Annotated in this window: 13 protein-coding genes and 1 pseudogene; 7 read left to right on the top strand and 7 right to left on the bottom strand. The window is 70.3% G+C overall.

The genetic code is table 11. From position 1 onward, the window contains the following. The first annotated feature begins 1 nt into the window (after window position 1). Together PV419_RS18495 and PV419_RS18490 are read left to right on the top strand one after the other, a co-directional pair. The gene (locus tag PV419_RS18495) at window positions 2–346 is read left to right on the top strand and encodes a VOC family protein (protein ID WP_319690297.1); all 345 of its coding nucleotides are present in this window, start codon (window positions 2–4) and stop codon (window positions 344–346) included. A gap of 26 nt (window positions 347–372) precedes the next feature. Then, a pseudogene (locus PV419_RS18490) lies at window positions 373–1228 on the top strand (class I SAM-dependent methyltransferase). Between the two features lie 76 nt (window positions 1229–1304). Here the strand turns inward: PV419_RS18490 and PV419_RS18485 are convergent. Both PV419_RS18485 and PV419_RS18480 read right to left on the bottom strand, forming a co-directional pair. Beyond that, window positions 1305–2024: a hypothetical protein gene (locus PV419_RS18485; protein WP_319690293.1), complete on the bottom strand. Its 720-nt coding sequence runs from the start codon at window positions 2022–2024 to the stop codon at window positions 1305–1307. Continuing rightward, window positions 2021–3931: an asparagine synthase-related protein gene (locus PV419_RS18480; protein WP_319690289.1), complete on the bottom strand. Its 1911-nt coding sequence runs from the start codon at window positions 3929–3931 to the stop codon at window positions 2021–2023. The genes PV419_RS18485 and PV419_RS18480 overlap by 4 nt, the downstream gene beginning before the upstream one ends. Window positions 3932–4172: 241 nt before the next feature. On the opposite strand from PV419_RS18480, the gene PV419_RS18475 reads away from it, so the two are divergent. Further along, the gene (locus tag PV419_RS18475) at window positions 4173–8012 is read left to right on the top strand and encodes an XRE family transcriptional regulator (protein ID WP_319690283.1); all 3840 of its coding nucleotides are present in this window, start codon (window positions 4173–4175) and stop codon (window positions 8010–8012) included. A gap of 54 nt (window positions 8013–8066) precedes the next feature. Here the strand turns inward: PV419_RS18475 and PV419_RS18470 are convergent, their stop codons facing one another. Then, a complete protein-coding gene (locus PV419_RS18470; protein WP_319690278.1) occupies window positions 8067–8279 on the bottom strand; it encodes a hypothetical protein in 213 nt (70 codons plus the stop codon). A gap of 128 nt (window positions 8280–8407) precedes the next feature. Further along, on the bottom strand, window positions 8408–9403 hold the full coding sequence (locus PV419_RS18465; RefSeq protein ID WP_319690273.1) for a helix-turn-helix transcriptional regulator: 996 nt from the start codon (window positions 9401–9403) through the stop codon (window positions 8408–8410). A gap of 60 nt (window positions 9404–9463) precedes the next feature. Here PV419_RS18465 and PV419_RS18460 point away from each other — a divergent pair, with 60 nt between their 5' ends. Then, window positions 9464–9850, top strand: a complete 387-nt coding sequence (locus tag PV419_RS18460) for a hypothetical protein (protein WP_319690263.1) — start codon at window positions 9464–9466, stop codon at window positions 9848–9850. After that, window positions 9847–10308 (top strand): VOC family protein, encoded by a 462-nt coding sequence (locus tag PV419_RS18455; RefSeq protein ID WP_319690257.1) that lies wholly within the window; start codon window positions 9847–9849, stop codon window positions 10306–10308. The genes PV419_RS18460 and PV419_RS18455 overlap by 4 nt, the downstream gene beginning before the upstream one ends. A 110-nt stretch (window positions 10309–10418) precedes the next feature. Here the strand turns inward: PV419_RS18455 and PV419_RS18450 are convergent, their stop codons facing one another. Then, on the bottom strand, window positions 10419–10835 hold the full coding sequence (locus PV419_RS18450; protein ID WP_319690252.1) for a hypothetical protein: 417 nt from the start codon (window positions 10833–10835) through the stop codon (window positions 10419–10421). 222 nt (window positions 10836–11057) lie between these two features. On the opposite strand from PV419_RS18450, the gene PV419_RS18445 reads away from it, so the two are divergent. Then, window positions 11058–11330: a hypothetical protein gene (locus tag PV419_RS18445; protein WP_319690248.1), complete on the top strand. Its 273-nt coding sequence runs from the start codon at window positions 11058–11060 to the stop codon at window positions 11328–11330. On the opposite strand, the gene PV419_RS18440 is transcribed toward PV419_RS18445, so the two are convergent. Both PV419_RS18440 and PV419_RS18435 read right to left on the bottom strand, forming a co-directional pair. Continuing rightward, on the bottom strand, window positions 11324–12331 hold the full coding sequence (locus tag PV419_RS18440) for a hypothetical protein (protein ID WP_319690244.1): 1008 nt from the start codon (window positions 12329–12331) through the stop codon (window positions 11324–11326). The two genes, PV419_RS18445 and PV419_RS18440, sit on opposite strands and share 7 nt — an antisense overlap. An 883-nt stretch (window positions 12332–13214) precedes the next feature. Then, a complete protein-coding gene (locus PV419_RS18435; RefSeq protein WP_319690241.1) occupies window positions 13215–13544 on the bottom strand; it encodes a hypothetical protein in 330 nt (109 codons plus the stop codon). A 119-nt stretch (window positions 13545–13663) separates the two neighbouring features. Here PV419_RS18435 and PV419_RS18430 point away from each other — a divergent pair, with 119 nt between their 5' ends. Continuing rightward, window positions 13664–14263 carry a GAF domain-containing protein gene (locus PV419_RS18430; RefSeq protein WP_319690237.1) on the top strand — a complete coding sequence of 200 codons (600 nt, stop codon included), beginning with the start codon at window positions 13664–13666 and terminating at the stop codon, window positions 14261–14263. The last annotated feature ends 181 nt before the right edge of the window (window positions 14264–14444 follow it).

The following is a 14444-nucleotide window of genomic DNA, read 5'->3' as shown; positions in this document are numbered from 1 at the left end:
CATGACGACTGAGGGAATCGAGGCTGTGTTCCTGGAGACCCACAACTGGGGTAAGGCGGCGAAGTTCTTCCAGGCGCTCGGCTTCGATCTGGAGTTCTCGACCGACCACAACTCCGGCCGGCTTCGCAACGGCGACGGCCCGTACGTCTTCATCGCCGAGATCCCCGAGGACCGAAAGCCCCAGACGCAGATCGTGCTGAAAGTGCCGGACGCGGATGGCTTCCGCCCCGATCCTGACGTCGAGGTGGTCACGCCGTTCGAGGACACCCATTACGGGACCAAGGAGATGACTGTCCGCGACCCCGACGGGCGTCTGTGGAGCCTCCAAGCTCCCGCCGAGAACTGACCTGACCGCAACGAGAGGGGAACACCATGGCAGACGAGCAGACCGAGGCGCCGGACAGCACTGCGGAGCGGGTCGCCCTCTGGCGGGCGATGCACGTCCAGGTCGACCCACCGCCCCACGTGCTCGAGGACGAGATCGGCTGGCAGCTGGCGGCCCCCGACGATGACCGGCGCCGCCGCCCGGACATGGACCCGCGCGACCAGCGGGTTCCGGGCAGCCGTTGTGGCCCGTGCTCGTTTCATCGAGGACCTGGTCGCCGAGCAGGCCGACCGTGGCGTCGCCCAGTACGTCATCCTGGGAGCCGGCCTGGACACCTTCGCCCAGCGCAAGCCGGAGATCGCCTCCCGCCTGCGGCTCTTCGAGGTCGACCAGCCCGGCCCCCAGGCCTGGAAGCGCCACCGCCTGGCCGAACTGGGCTACGGCATCCCCGACTGGCTGCACCTGGTGCCGGTCGACTTCGAGGCGAGCCGGTCCTGGTTGGAGCAGCTGACCGCTGCCGGCTTCGATCCCGGCCGGCCGGCGGTCATGGTCTCCACCGGTGTCACCATGTACCTCACCAAAGAAGCCACCGCGGCCACCCTGCGCCAGATCGCCGGGCTCGCACCCGGCTCGACGCTCGCCATGACCTTCCTGCTGCCGACCGACCTCGTCGACGACGCCGATCGCCCCGGCCTCAGTGCGAGCGAGGAAGGCGCGCGCGCATCCGGAACGCCGTTCATCAGCTTCTACACCCCACAGGAAATGCTGGCATTGGCCCGCGAGGCCGGCCTCCAAGACGCCCGCCATGTGTCGGGAGCTTCGCTGGCCGAGCGCTACTTCGCCGATCGCACCGGCGGCCTTCGCCCGTCAAGCGGAGAGAACCTGCTGCTGGCCACCACCTGACCTCTTCGCGGGGCGAGCGGCGGTGGTGTTCTCCACATGGCCTGCCGCAAGCTCACCAGGGCGCCTGTTGTTTTCGTCATCTTGCCCATGGTGGGCAGAACTCCACGTGCATCTGTTCCCAGAATGGCGTACCAGGGGGTTCCCAGTCGTAGATGGCTCGGCAAACGTGGTAGTTGCAGGCGCCGGGAATGTGATGTCCGGTCGCGGCATGGGGTGGTCCATCCTTCGTGACGGCGAATATCTCCTTCGCTCCTTGCCGGAAGGCCGCGGTTCCGCCGGTCAGTAGCAGCGTCTCGGCGTAGACGTGCTTGCGGGGCGGGACCTCGTTCGCCTCCTCCGGGTCAACCGGAACGCTGTACTCGGCCTCAAGGTCCGGCAGGTCTCGCTCCGGCACACTCGCGGTGCGTACCTCGCGTGGAGCATTCGCCGTGTTGAGAAGCTTGCGGATCCGCTTCCAGCGGGAAGGACGCAACTGCACTGCGCGAGGGGCCAGCACGAGATCGAGTGGCTGCTCATCTTCCCAGCCGGTACCAGGTGCGGCGGGAGCGGTGCGCATCGGAAGGTAGACCAGCGATCGCGGTGATCGCGCTGCGAGCAGCCACAGGGTGCCAATGCGCCTGCCATCCGTTCGGTCCACATACATGTCGTAATGGCCGCGGGCGTTGTAAAGCGCCCCGTTCTTCAATGGTCTGGCCGGCCGGATCACGCGGTATTCCGTACCTGCGAGCCGCACCCGCTGCACGACAATCTTCACCCGCAGGCTGTCCCGGGTCAGGGGCGCCCTTGACGCGGTCATGTTGGTATCTCCTGTTCTGCCAGTCCGGTCGGGCACATCGGTGGCTCGTTGCCGGTAACCGGGCCGGGGTGGTCGCCGGTCAGTGTGGACGTCGGGTGGTGCGGTGTCCGCTCGTGTGAGCGGAGCCAGATCTCGCAGCCCACCGTGGACATCAGCGGTGCCAGGTCGGCCATCGAGGCGTGCGCGTGCGCGACGCCGCGCAGGCGGTCGGGGTCGATCAGGCCGGCCTCGGCCAGCAGCGAACCGTCCAGAAGAGTGAGCATTTCGCCTCGCTGCCGGTGTAGCGCGCGGTAGAAGTCCGCATAGTAGGGGCCCTTCGTGGTGCGCCGCAGGACCTTCTCGGGAACGATGCCGGCCATCGCGGCCGTCAGCAGCGGTTTGAAGCGTCCCGGGGCCGCGGCCTCCTCCGGGCGGGCGGACGTCGCGGCGGCCACCACGGCGTCGTCGGTGTAGGGCAGCGCGAGATCGGGGCCGGGCAGGGACTTGTTGATCAGGCGGACGGTGTTGCCGCCTTCCCGCACCTGATGCAGTACGGCGTGGACGCTGCGCTGGGGAGCGAGTGGCCCGGGGCAGCGTTCGGCAGCCTCCCGCAGTACGTCCCGCGCTGACCGGGCGGCTTGCGGGGAGGCCCACGCGGGCATGCGGGGCACCGGCTGCCAGCCGAGTTGATCCGCCGGCTCATGCGCATGCTGGGCGGTCAGGTGGTCGGCTGTCTCCAGCAGCCACTGACGATAGCCGCGCCGGTCCGTGAGCGCCCGCAGCACGGCCCAGCGGCTGACGCGCCAGTCGAGGCGTTGACGCCGGGCCCGCTGGAGCACCAGCCTCGGGTGCTTTGTCAAGGTGTCGATCCAGTGGGAGGGGGACGGGGTGAACAGTTCGTCGCCGACTCCGCCGCCCAGATGCAGGCGGGATCCGCGTGCTTGCACACGGCGCAGAATATCGCCCAGCTTCGCGACATCCCGCGTCCAGGAGCCCGGTTCCTGCGCGGCCAGGCGCAGCGGCCCTATGCCCGCGAACCAGTCGGGCGTCTCACGCTGCCCGACCACCAGATGTGTGGCCTCAGGCAGCGCCCGAGCGGCTTGGGCAGCCCATTCGGCTTCGTCATTGCGCGCGTCCACACCCTCCCAGCGCGCCGTCACCAACTCGGCGTCACCGCGCACGGCCAGGAAGCACAGGCTCGTCGAACCCAGCCCGCCGGACAGGTCGGCGCTGACCGTTCCCCTGTCCGCCGTGCACGTGGCCACCGCATCCACCAGCGCGGCGCGTACCGCCTGCGCCGCCTCGCCCAGAGGGAGGACAGGCTCGGGAGGACACCACCAGCGCACCGTGCGTCCGCTGCCGTCGCGGTGCCACATCAGCGCCTCGTCCGGCCGTACGGAATGCACTCCCTGCCACATCGTGCGCCCGCCCAACCCGGCCCAGGACACGCCGGGTTCCAGCAGCCGCGCGGCCAGCACCTCCATGTCCGGCGCCGAACCGACCAGCTCGGCCAGCACATCCGTGTCCGAAGCCGCCACCGGCACGCCGTCCACGCTCGCGGTGAAGACGCGACACGCGGCCGAAGCCGCCCCCCGTGCCCATACGCTTCCGCCCACCGAGGCCAGCACGTGATAGCTGCCCGCCAGCCCAGCGACCGCCCGCTCCACCTCCTCCGCGCTCCGCACCCGCGCGACCTTTCGCCGCAGCACCTCCGGGGAAACGGTGAACCTGCCCGACAAGGCGAGCCGCGTGTCTCCCGCTTCGACGACGAGCATGCGCTCGGCGGCTCGCCGGCCGACCAGCCACGGCCTGCCCGACGCGTGCCGCAGACAGTCCGATGCGCCTTGGTCGGGTTGCCCATGCCACAGCCGACCCGCCAACGCAGCGGCGGCCTCCGTATCCGGCAACACCACCCACCACCCGTCCACCACAAAGCTCCTCCGCCTCGACCGAAACCACGCTCAGCCGCTCGGCCCGCTCCTCCGACTTCACGAACTGGAAGACGAAAGGCGGCAAACCGCCACCGCCGCTGCCGACCCGTCCGCTCCAGGTGTACCGGCTCAGGCATTGTTCGAGCTCGGAGCCTGGTGCCGAACAAACGAGTCCTGAAAAATGTGACGACGCCGCGCAGGCCATGAAACATGCGAGAACAACGGGGGAGGTGCGGCGATGCCGCGCAGAGAGCGACCGCTGGAGTTGGGGGACAGCCCGTTACTGGAGTTCGCCGCGGGCCTCCGGCAGCTGCGGCAGAAGGCCGGCAATCGGCCGTACCGAAAACTGGCGGAGCAGGCGCACTACTCGATTTCCACCTTGTCCTCCGCGGCGTCCGGGCAGCGGCTGCCGACGCTGGCGGTGACGCTGGCGTACGTGCGCGCTTGTGAGGGGGACGTGGAAGAGTGGGAGCAGCGTTGGCGGGAAGCGGCGGAAAGCCTCGGTGAAGGGCCTTCCGCCCTCCACCCGGCGGAAGAGTCCGGCACGGCCTCGCCGTACGCGGGTCTGCGGTCGTTCCGGGAGCAGGACGCGGAGTGGTTCTTCGGCCGGGAAGAGTTGGTGGACGAGCTGGCCGAGCGACTGGAGCGACAGCGGTTCGTGGTGGTGATCGGCGCTTCGGGTTCGGGCAAATCGTCGCTGTTGCGGGCGGGCCTGGTGCCGCGCCTGGGGGCCGCGGCGACAACGGTGGTGCTGACGCCGGGGCCGCGGCCACTGGAGGAGTGTGCGGTGCGGCTGGGGGCACTGACGGGCGTCACGCCAGGCGGACTGTACGAGGAGTTGAAGGAGGATCCGAAGAACCTGGGCCGCGTGATGCGGCAGATCACCGTCCGTTCGGATGCGGCCGGCGGCGACGTGGTGCTGATCGTCGACCAGTTCGAGGAAACCTTCACACTGTGCCCGGACGACGTCGAGCGGGACTGCTTCATCGAAGCACTGGTCACCGCCGCCTCGGCCGAGGCCGGCCGGTGCCGGGTGGTGCTGGGGGTGCGGGCCGACTTCTACACGTACTGCACCCACAACGCCCCGCTGGTGAAGGCGATGCGCGACGCGCAAGTGCCGGTCGGGCCCATGAGCCTGGACGAGCTGCGCCGGGCGGTGGTGAAGCCGGCACAGCGGGCCGGACTCAGCGTCGAGGGCGCGCTGCTGGCGACGCTCACGGCCCAGGCACACGCCCAGCCCGGGATGCTGCCGCTGCTGTCCCACGCGCTGCTTCAGACCTGGCGGCGGAGACGTGGCAACGCGCTGACGCTGGAGGCGTTCGAGGCGGCGGGCGGGCTCGAGGCCGGCCTGGTGCGCACCGCGGAGGAGTTCTACCAGCGACTGGACGGGGAGCACCGGAAGCTGGCCCGGCGGGTGTTCGTGCGGCTGACCGCCCTGGGAGAAGGTACACAGGACACTCGGCGGCCGGCCCGCTTGGAAGAGCTGGAAGGGCTGGCCGAGGCCGGCGGCGGCGGTATCGGTGCCGTACTGGATGACGCGGCCGGCGCGCGGCTGCTGACGCTGGACCGCGAGCGGGTGGAACTGGCCCATGAGGCTCTGATCCGGTGCTGGCCTCGGCTGCGCGGATGGCTGACCGAGGACCGCGAGGCCACGCGGACCCTGCGCCAGCTCACCGACGCGGTAGAGGTCTGGGAAACGCTGGAGCGGGATCCCGGCGCGCTGTACCGCGGTGCCCGCCTGGCCATGGCCACCGGACTGGACCGGACTTCTCTGTCCGCGCCGGAGCGGGAGTTCCTGGACGCGAGCTCGGCCGCTCAGGTGGCCGAGCATGCGGCGGCGCGGCGTCGCGCCCGGCTGCGACACCAGGCGGTGGCGCTGCTGAGCGTCCTGCTCGTGCTGGCGACCACGACCGCGGCCCTCGCTGTTCTGGCGCAGCGGACGGCGGATCGGCAGCGCGACGCCGCCAGTTCACAGCGCGATGCCGCCAGTTCACAGCGGGCCGCCGAAAAGGCCGCGGCAGTGCGAGCGACCAACCCCGCCCTGGCCGCCCAGGTGAGTCTGGCCGCCTACCGTCTGTCGCCCACCCCGGAGGCGCGCTCCGGTCTGCTCAGCACTTTCGCCACCCCCTACGCCACACAGCTGACCGGTCGGCGGAGCGTGGTCACCACGGTGGCGTTCAGCGCCGACGGCCGCATCCTGGCCACCGGCGACACCGACCGGACCGTGCGATTGTGGCGGACCGCGGATCCTCACCGGCCGCGTGAGCTCGGCGCGCTGCCCCGCCTGGCCGGTCCCGTGCGTACGGTCGCCGTCAGCCCCGACGGCCGTCTTGTGGCCGCGGGAGGCGAAGACGGCGCGGTGGTGGTGTGGGACATCGGCAATGTGCGGCAGCCCCGGCTCGCGGCGCGTCTGTCGGCCGGCGCCGGCCCGGTCGTCGGACTGGCGTTCGACTCCGGTGGGCGAACGCTGGTGACGGTCGCCCACCACAGGATCCGGCTGTGGCAGCTGTCGGATGCCCACCGGCCGCGCGAACTTGCCGCGTTGGATGTGCGTGCGGCCGTGTCCGCGGTGGCGTTCAGCCGGGACGGGCGGATGCTGGCCACGGGCCACGCCGACCGTACCGTGCGGCTGTGGGCGGTGACCCCGTCAGGCGGGCGTCTGTGGGAGCTGCCGGCCGCGGTCGGCCACAGCGGCGCGGTGAACACGATGGCGTTCGCCCCGGACGGCCGCAGGCTGGCCACCGGCAGCAGCGACTTCAAGGTGCGGCTGTGGGACGTGGCCACGCCACGCCAGGCCCGTCTGGCGGAGGTGCTCCCCGGGCACACCGACGCCGTCAACGCCGTCGCCTTCAGCCCCGACGGCCGCACGCTGGCCAGCGGCAGCACCGACGCCACCGTACGCCGGTGGGCGGTGAACGGCCCCGGCCACTCCCGCGAACTGGGAGTTCTCTCAGGCCACACCGGCAGTGTGGGAGCGCTTGCCTTCAGCCCCGACGGCCGCACCCTGGCCACCGGTAGCGCGGACCAGACCGCACGTCTGTGGGATCTCCCCGGACCGGCCCTGACCGGCCACAGCAGCTCGGTCTACTCCGTCGCCTTCAGCCCCGACGGACGCCTGCTGGCGACCGGCAGCTACGACCGCAGCGTGCGCATGTGGAGCCTCGCGGACGTGCGCCGCCCCCGCGAGCTGCCCCCGCTCACCGGCCACACGGGTCCGGTCAACTCCGTGGTCTTCCGGCCGGACGGGCGGGTCCTGGCCAGTGGCAGTGCCGACGGCACGGTACGGCTGTGGGACCTGGCGGCATCGCACCGTCCCCGCCTGCTGGGTGTCGTGCCGTCTCGTGTCGGCCACGTCAACACGGTCGCGTTCAGCCCGGACGGCCACACCCTGGCCACCGGCGGTGAGAGTGGCACCGTGCGGCTGTGGGATGTGACGAATGTGCGGCGTCCCCGCCTTCTGGCCGCTCTGCGGAGAGCAGGCGCGGTGGACTCCGTGACGTTTTCCCACAACGGCCGCACCCTGGCCGTGGCCGACCGCAACCGTACGGCCACCTTGTGGAACCTGACCGACCGACGGCACCCGGGACGCCTGGCTGTCCTCGTCGGCCACACCGACGCGGTGAAATCGGTCGCGTTCAGCCCCGACGACCGCACTTTGGCCACCGGCAGCGAAGACCGCACCGTACGACTGTGGGATCTCACCGATCCACATCATCCGGTCCTGCGGAACCGGCTTTCCGGCAACGCCGACGGCGTCATGTCCGTCGCCTTCGCCCCAGGCGGGCGGACGCTGGCCACCGCAAGCTCGGACAACACCGTGAGGCTCTACGACGTCAGCGGTCAGGGCGACCCCCACGAACTGGCGCTTCTGGCAGGCCACACCAAGCCGGTCGACACTCTCGCCTTCAGCCCCGACGGCCGAACCCTCGCTACCGGCGGCGAAGACTGGACCGCACTCCTGTGGGACCCCAGCCCTCAGCGCGTCGCCTCCCGAATCTGCGACACCGCCTCCCCAGCCATGACCCAGGCCGAATGGCGCCAATACTTTCCCCAGTATGAGTACCAGCCACCTTGCTGAGAGGTTCGAGCCCCACAGGGATACGACCCGCTCCGGAACGCTACGCAGGCGACATCAGCCGTACCAGGTGATGTTGCAGACGTAGATGCAGTGGTGGCGTGGTACGGCGAGGAAGCTGATGAAGCCACGCCCGCTGAGAATGTCGAATTCCCGGAGTCCGCCTTCCCGGTCCAAGGGCCTGGTGTGCAAGGAGAGCTGCCAGTGGGGCGGCGACCCGAGCCGCGCTTCGAGCGCCGCGATCTCCTTGACCAAGCCCAGCAGGTTCATCCCCGGCGGCGTCATCGGCCGCCGCAGCTACTCGTCGCCAAGGTCCTCGAGCTTCCCCAACACCGCATCACGATGACGGACCGTAGCAGTCACCTCGGACACGGCCCTCACGCGAGCAGGACACGCATTCATGACTCCTCCGTGTCCGGCACCGGTGCGATCGTTGCACCGGCCGACAGCAGTTTCTCCGCCAGCGCGCGACAGCGCCTTCCGAGCTCCGGAGGGTCGAGTACCTCGAAGTCGTGCCCCAGCAGGAGCACGTGCATGAGCACGAAGTCGAGGCTGGCGGCGCCACTGAGCACTTCGCAGAGCTCGCTCCCTCGCCGCCGTACGACGGCCGCCGACGCCGAAATCTGCGCGCGTACCGTGTCGGCCGACGCGCGCACGAGGAAGCGTGCCTGGTGCGGGTAGACCCGACTCGCCACACTCTCCTGCACGTACGTCGCCGCGTCGGGCGCCGCGCGCGGGCGGAAGCGCCAGGTCCGTGCGGACACGGCGGCCATCCGGTCCACGCGGAAGCTGCGCCAGTCGTCGCGATCGAGGTCGTAGGCGAGGAGGTACCAGCGCCGGTCGGAGGCGACCAGGCGGTAGGGCTCGACCCGCCGCTGTCGCACCTCGCTCCCGGACGGGTAGTCGAAGCCGGCCTCAACCTCGTCGCGGCAGGCTCTGGCCAGGGTCATGAGCACCTCGGGGTCGACCGTTGCGCCTCCGCCGAAGGACTCCACCGAGCCGGAGAGCGCGCGAACCTCGTGCCGCAGCCGGGTGGGCAGCACCTGGTCGAGCTTGGTCAGCGCCCGGAGCGCGGCGTCGCCGGCGCCGACGACCGCGCCACCCGCGCCGGCGAGCAGCGAGACCGCGGTGGCGATCGCCTCCTCGTCGTCGAGAAGCAGCGGCGGCAGGTCCTGCCCCTGGCCCAGCTGGTAGCCGCCGCCGACGCCTTGGCTGGCATGCACCGGATAGCCGAGCGCGCGCAGCCGCTCGACATCACGCCGAACCGTGCGCGGCGTGACCCCGAGCCGGTCGGCGAGCTCGGGGCCGGTCCAGACCTGGCGCTGCTGCAGCAGCCCGAGCAGGGTGAGTACCCGCTCCGTCGTACCCCGTTCGTCAGCGCTTGCCGCGTTCATGCCGCCCACCTTGCCAGATAGCGGACCGATTCTGTCCGCTAGGGGTGTCAGGGTGGCTCCGTGGATGCAGACGAACTCGATGGGAACCGGACGCTGCGCGAGCAGTGGGGCCTCCACTGGGGTCATCAGCTCAGCGTGCTCGCCGCGTGCAACGCGGCGCACTTCGGCGCGTCGCCGACGTCGTACGAGACCTGGGGATATGCCGGCAGCCAGGACATCACGCTTGACCAACTCGAGGCCCAGCACGACGTCGGACTGGCCGGGGCGCGGCCTCGGCGAGGCTGGGGCCGGGTCCTGGTCGGGGCGAAGGAGTCTTTCCCCGAGGTGCCCATGGCCGATCTGGTGCTGCACATCCTCCGCGAGCTGATCCACCACCCGTCCGAGGTCTGCCTGCTGCGCGACCTCGGCCTGCACACGAAAGCCGCTATGAACGGAGCAACCCGATGAGCCGCCACATCCAGATCACCTTCGACGCCCACGACCCGCAGGCGCTGTCGTCCTTCTGGCGCGATGCGCTGGGCTATGTCCACCCCGGCCCGCCCGGAGTCGACCTGCCCGAGGACGCTGACCCGCTGGCCGCGTGGGACGACTTCCTCGAGCGGGTCGGGGTACCGGAGGAGGAGCGCAACACGAGGTCGGCCATCGAGGACCCGGACGGGCACGGCCCACGGCTGTTCTTCCAGCAGGTGCCGGAGGGCAAGGCCGCCAAGAACCGCCTCCACCTCGACGTTCGTGCGGCTCCCGGACTGCAGGGAGAGGAGCGGATGGCGGCGCTGGAGGCCGAGTGCGACCGGCTCGTCGGGCTGGGAGCGGCGCGGGTGCGTCGCCACGAGCCCGCTCTCCCGATGAGCGCCGGCTTCATCGTGATGACCGACCCCGAGGGCAACGAGTTCTGTCTGGACTGACGCAGCTCAGCTGCGGCCGCGGTAGCCGACGGTGACGAAGCGTCCCATACGGCCAACCGAAGCGCTCAGGAGCTTGTGACGTGCTCCCAGCAGGGTCGAATGGTCACCGGTCAGCTGTTCACCGGAGTGAGGGCCGGGCCGCGTGGCTTGCGCACCCGCGGCAACGCGCCCGCCGTCTCGTCCGCTGGCCGGCCGTCACGCCGCCCAGTCCGGCCGCCGCCCCAGGTACTTCGACGGCTGCCCGGTGGCGACGGCGATGTCCCAGGCGTGCACGGCGGCGTCCAGGGCGCGGGCGCTTGTGCCGAGGCCGCGGGCATCTTGTTCGACGGCAGCGGGACGGGGACCTCCTCTTGGTCCGCAGGCACACGCGACCACGCCGCGGCCGCTACGCGCACCGCCGCCTCCGCGACCGCCAGCGGTTCGTCACCCAGCTTCCCGGAGGGCGCGAACGGGTCCTCGGCAGGGCCCGCGCCCTCGCCGAGGAACGCGGCGCAGCCGAGCTGGTCACCCGCCGCGTGCTGCAGCACCTGGATGGCATTCCACTCGCTGCAGGGGGTGGGCCGGTCCCAGCAGGCCGACGCTAAAGTCCACCCTGACAGAGCCCCGGCCCCGTGACCACGGGGTTCGGCGCATGGGAGAAAAAACTGCCACGGCGGGGCGACCCCGTGGTGTGGAACGCGGTGACCGGCGAACAGGGGCCCTGACGGGCGCCCCGCTCGCCAACCCGACCGACATCGCCGACGACGGCCGTGTCGTGGGCGGGCCAGCTCGGCCAGGGCGTGGTGCTGTGGAACGTGGACGGCACCGTGACCCCTGTGGGCCTGCCGCCGGGCGAGACCTTGGCCGGCATGACCCGGCTGGGCGAGCACGGCCCCCTGCTGGTGACAGCGTCCCACCAGTTCATCAACTGGCCCGGAGGACACCCGCGCGTCACCGCGCGTATCGCCCGTGCCGGCAATCCCCGGGGGACTGAACCACCGACCATGATCACACACCTGTCCGCGCCACCTTCTATTCAGTGAGGGGCAGGGCAGTAGCACGAATCTTGGTAACTCGGCACCATCAGGTCGAGGCGGTCCGCGTATGCGGGTCGGCCGAGATCTCGGTAGGCGCGCCCCCACAACGGTTTGAGGTCAGCGAAGTAGCAGCTCGGTCCGTTGACGAAAGTGTCTTTGAGCGCGAGCAACGCGGTCGCCGGGTATCCGGCATCGAGCCAGCGTGCGGCGGCGATGAGCTCTGGTTCGAGCGCCGGGTCCTCCGTGACCACCGGCTTCCGATCGGCGTACGCGTCAGCTGGCGCGAGCACGCCGATGCCGTCCGCACCGGGCTCGTGCCGCCACCCCTCCGGTAGGTCAAACACGATGTCGTACTCGGTGTCCCCCTTGACGGTCGTACCTCGCCACCATGAACCGGCAAAGGTCCGATCCGGGTCCGGATGCACGCGCAGTTCGGCGGCCAGCCGGTCAACAAGTCTCCGGTCTTTGGCGCGCGCATCGATGCGCCACCGGTTTTGGGCAAGCCACACCTCTGGGTCGCGCCCCGCCGGGGGCTCCGGCACCGGGTTCTCGCGCCACCGTCGCAGGGCCCACGACAGCATGAACTCCAGACCGGTACGGGTGTCCGCGCCGACCAGGGTCACGCCGTGGTCATGAGCGTTGGCCAGGGCAACCGGATGGTCCAGCCGCCCGAGTTCCGGCGCGGGTACCAGCCAGCCGACGTTGCCGCCGTCGCCGAGGGAGCCGAAGGGCACGAACTCCGGCGTCGCGAAGTGTGGTATCGGTAGCTGCCGATCCTGGTTGCCGAACTCCGGGTAGCCGTCGCAGCCATCGGGCGGGCGGGGAATCGTGGCCAGGTCGAACATGAAGTCATAGTGGGTTTCCAGCAGGGTGCAGTCATAGCTTTCGTTTTCTTGGAAGAAGTCGTACGCGGCCTGCCAGGCGATGTCGATCAGCGTGCGGAGCGCGGGCGGAGTGGGGAACGGGAAGAGGTCGTCAACCCACGGCGGCGGTGTCGAATCGGTCACGGCACCAGAGAGTACTGGCCGACATCAACCGCTCAAATGTGGCCTCTGGATGGGCAGTTCCACCGTTGCCTGGCAGCCGCTTGTGTTCCCGACACGAGATACGAACAGAGCGCGTCGCTGAGGCATCGATGGCCCCAGACGGGGTTTGAGGTCCTCATCCCGCGGTCGGGTTCTTCTTTCGCCACATCCAGTGCCAGAGCGCGCTGGCCCCGTGGTCGTGATCGAAGTCAGGCATGCGACCATACGGTGGCAGGATCAAGGGGATCAATCAGTGGACCGGTACTGGGCGGTCGCTTATCGTGAAGTTGCTGTCCCGGCGGGGACGGCGGGTCAGGTGTGGCGAGGCCGGCGGACCGAGTCGGTGCCCGCTGCCAGGGTGATGGTGACAACGGCCAGGGCGGCGGCCGTCCAGGCGGCGGTGGTGTAGCCCGGCTCACTGGGAACGAAGTGCCCGGATGGGGTGTAGGCGGCGAGCGTCAGGCCGCTGAATGCACTGCCGACGGCGATGTCCCATGCAACCCACCCCGGGCGAACTCCTCCGCCGCCAACTCCAGCAGTTGCTCCCGCCGCTGCTGCCCCGACATCCGCTCGGCCGAACCTCTCCTCATGACAGTCAAGTCAGCAGACAGCAGTTACTAACCACTAACTTGGACCCCGCACGTCAGCGACTCTGCGATTCCTGTCCGGCCTGCTGATCGCCCGTCGTCGAGAGCGGCACGCGCTGGCGCGGCTTCCGGTAGTCCAGCAGGCCCTGCTCGTACCGAGCCGCCGCGACTGACCGGCCTTACGGCGCGTTTGCCGATGACCGAGCCCCCGGGGTGTGGGTGCGGCGCGCGTCACGGCGCGTGGAGCGACGCCGAGACGCACGCCCCAGCCAGACAGGTCAGGCGGCGCGAGGGGAACTGGCGAAGTTGTTCAGGTTCACCGTGCCCTCAAGGCTCTGCCGAGCCCCGGGTGACCACCTTCTCCGGCCGTCCCTGTACTTGGTCAAGTCGTACATCTCCCAGGACCGGCTCGTGCGGTTCCACGTGTCGAAAATGCAGTAGTAGCCGCTGGGACACTGCTCGTATCCGCCTGCGGCGGTGACGACACCCAACTGCGGCGCGGGGGCGGCCTGCTCCGAGCCGACCCCACCGCGGCCGACCTGCTCGGCCAGAGCGTCCCCTGCCTGCAGGGAACCCGCCTGTGGGAGTCGGCCGGGTGGCTGAACCACCCCATGTACGAGCACCGGCACCAGCTCGCCGTCGCCGGCCAGCTGCCGACCTCCTACACCCCGAACAGTACCCCGGCGGCAGGCATCTGCTGTTCCAGCTCTATCCTGACCGCACCGGCGTGAGCGTGCGCATCACCTGTGCCGACGGCATCCGGAGCCCGGAACAACCGAGCCCCGTCGGCGCCGACGCCATGACCGGCTCCGCCCGAATGGACGCGCTCTACCATCTGATGCATCTCTCCGGCGCCCTGGCCGAAGCCGCCTCCGTCCACGAAGTGGTGGACCAGGTGGCTGACCACCTCTTGCTCGCCCTGCAGGCCCAGGCCTTCGGGCTGCTGGTCGCCGAGGCGAGCCGGGCCCGGGTCATCGGCCACCGCGGCTTTCCCTCGGAGCTCGTCGGCCTCATCGACAGTGACTCCCTCGCCCCCCGTGTCCCCGTCCCGGGACTGACCGCCGACGCGCCCTCTTGGGAGCTGCCCGACGGGGTGCCGTCCTTCTTCGCCGACCGGGAGGAACTGCGCACCGCCTTCCCCGAAGGCGCTGACATCGACGACGGCATGGGCGCGTGGGCGTGGCTGCCTCTGATGGTCTCGGGACAGTTCGTTGACATCTGCGTCGTCGGCTACGCCCGGCCCCGCCACTTCACCCTGCCCGAGCGCACCACCCTCACCTCCATCGGCGCCCTGATCGTCCAGGCCCTGCACCGGGCACGACAATAGGATGCCAAGCACCAGCTCGCCGAGGGCCTGCAGGCCCGCCTGCTGCCCCGCGCCCTGCCGCGTATGGCCGGCCTGCGAGTGACCGCCCGGTACCTTCCCGCCAGCCACGGCATGGACATCGGCGGGGACTTTTACGATCTCATCCGCTTGGGGCACCGGCGAGGCAGCCGCCGTCATCGGC

It is taken from the genome of Streptomyces sp. ME19-01-6 (assembly GCF_033793745.1).
Classification (GTDB): Bacteria; Actinomycetota; Actinomycetes; order Streptomycetales; family Streptomycetaceae; genus Streptomyces.
The sequence above is the reverse complement of the archived record's forward strand: the minus strand, read 5'-3'. Positions and strand labels throughout refer to the sequence as shown.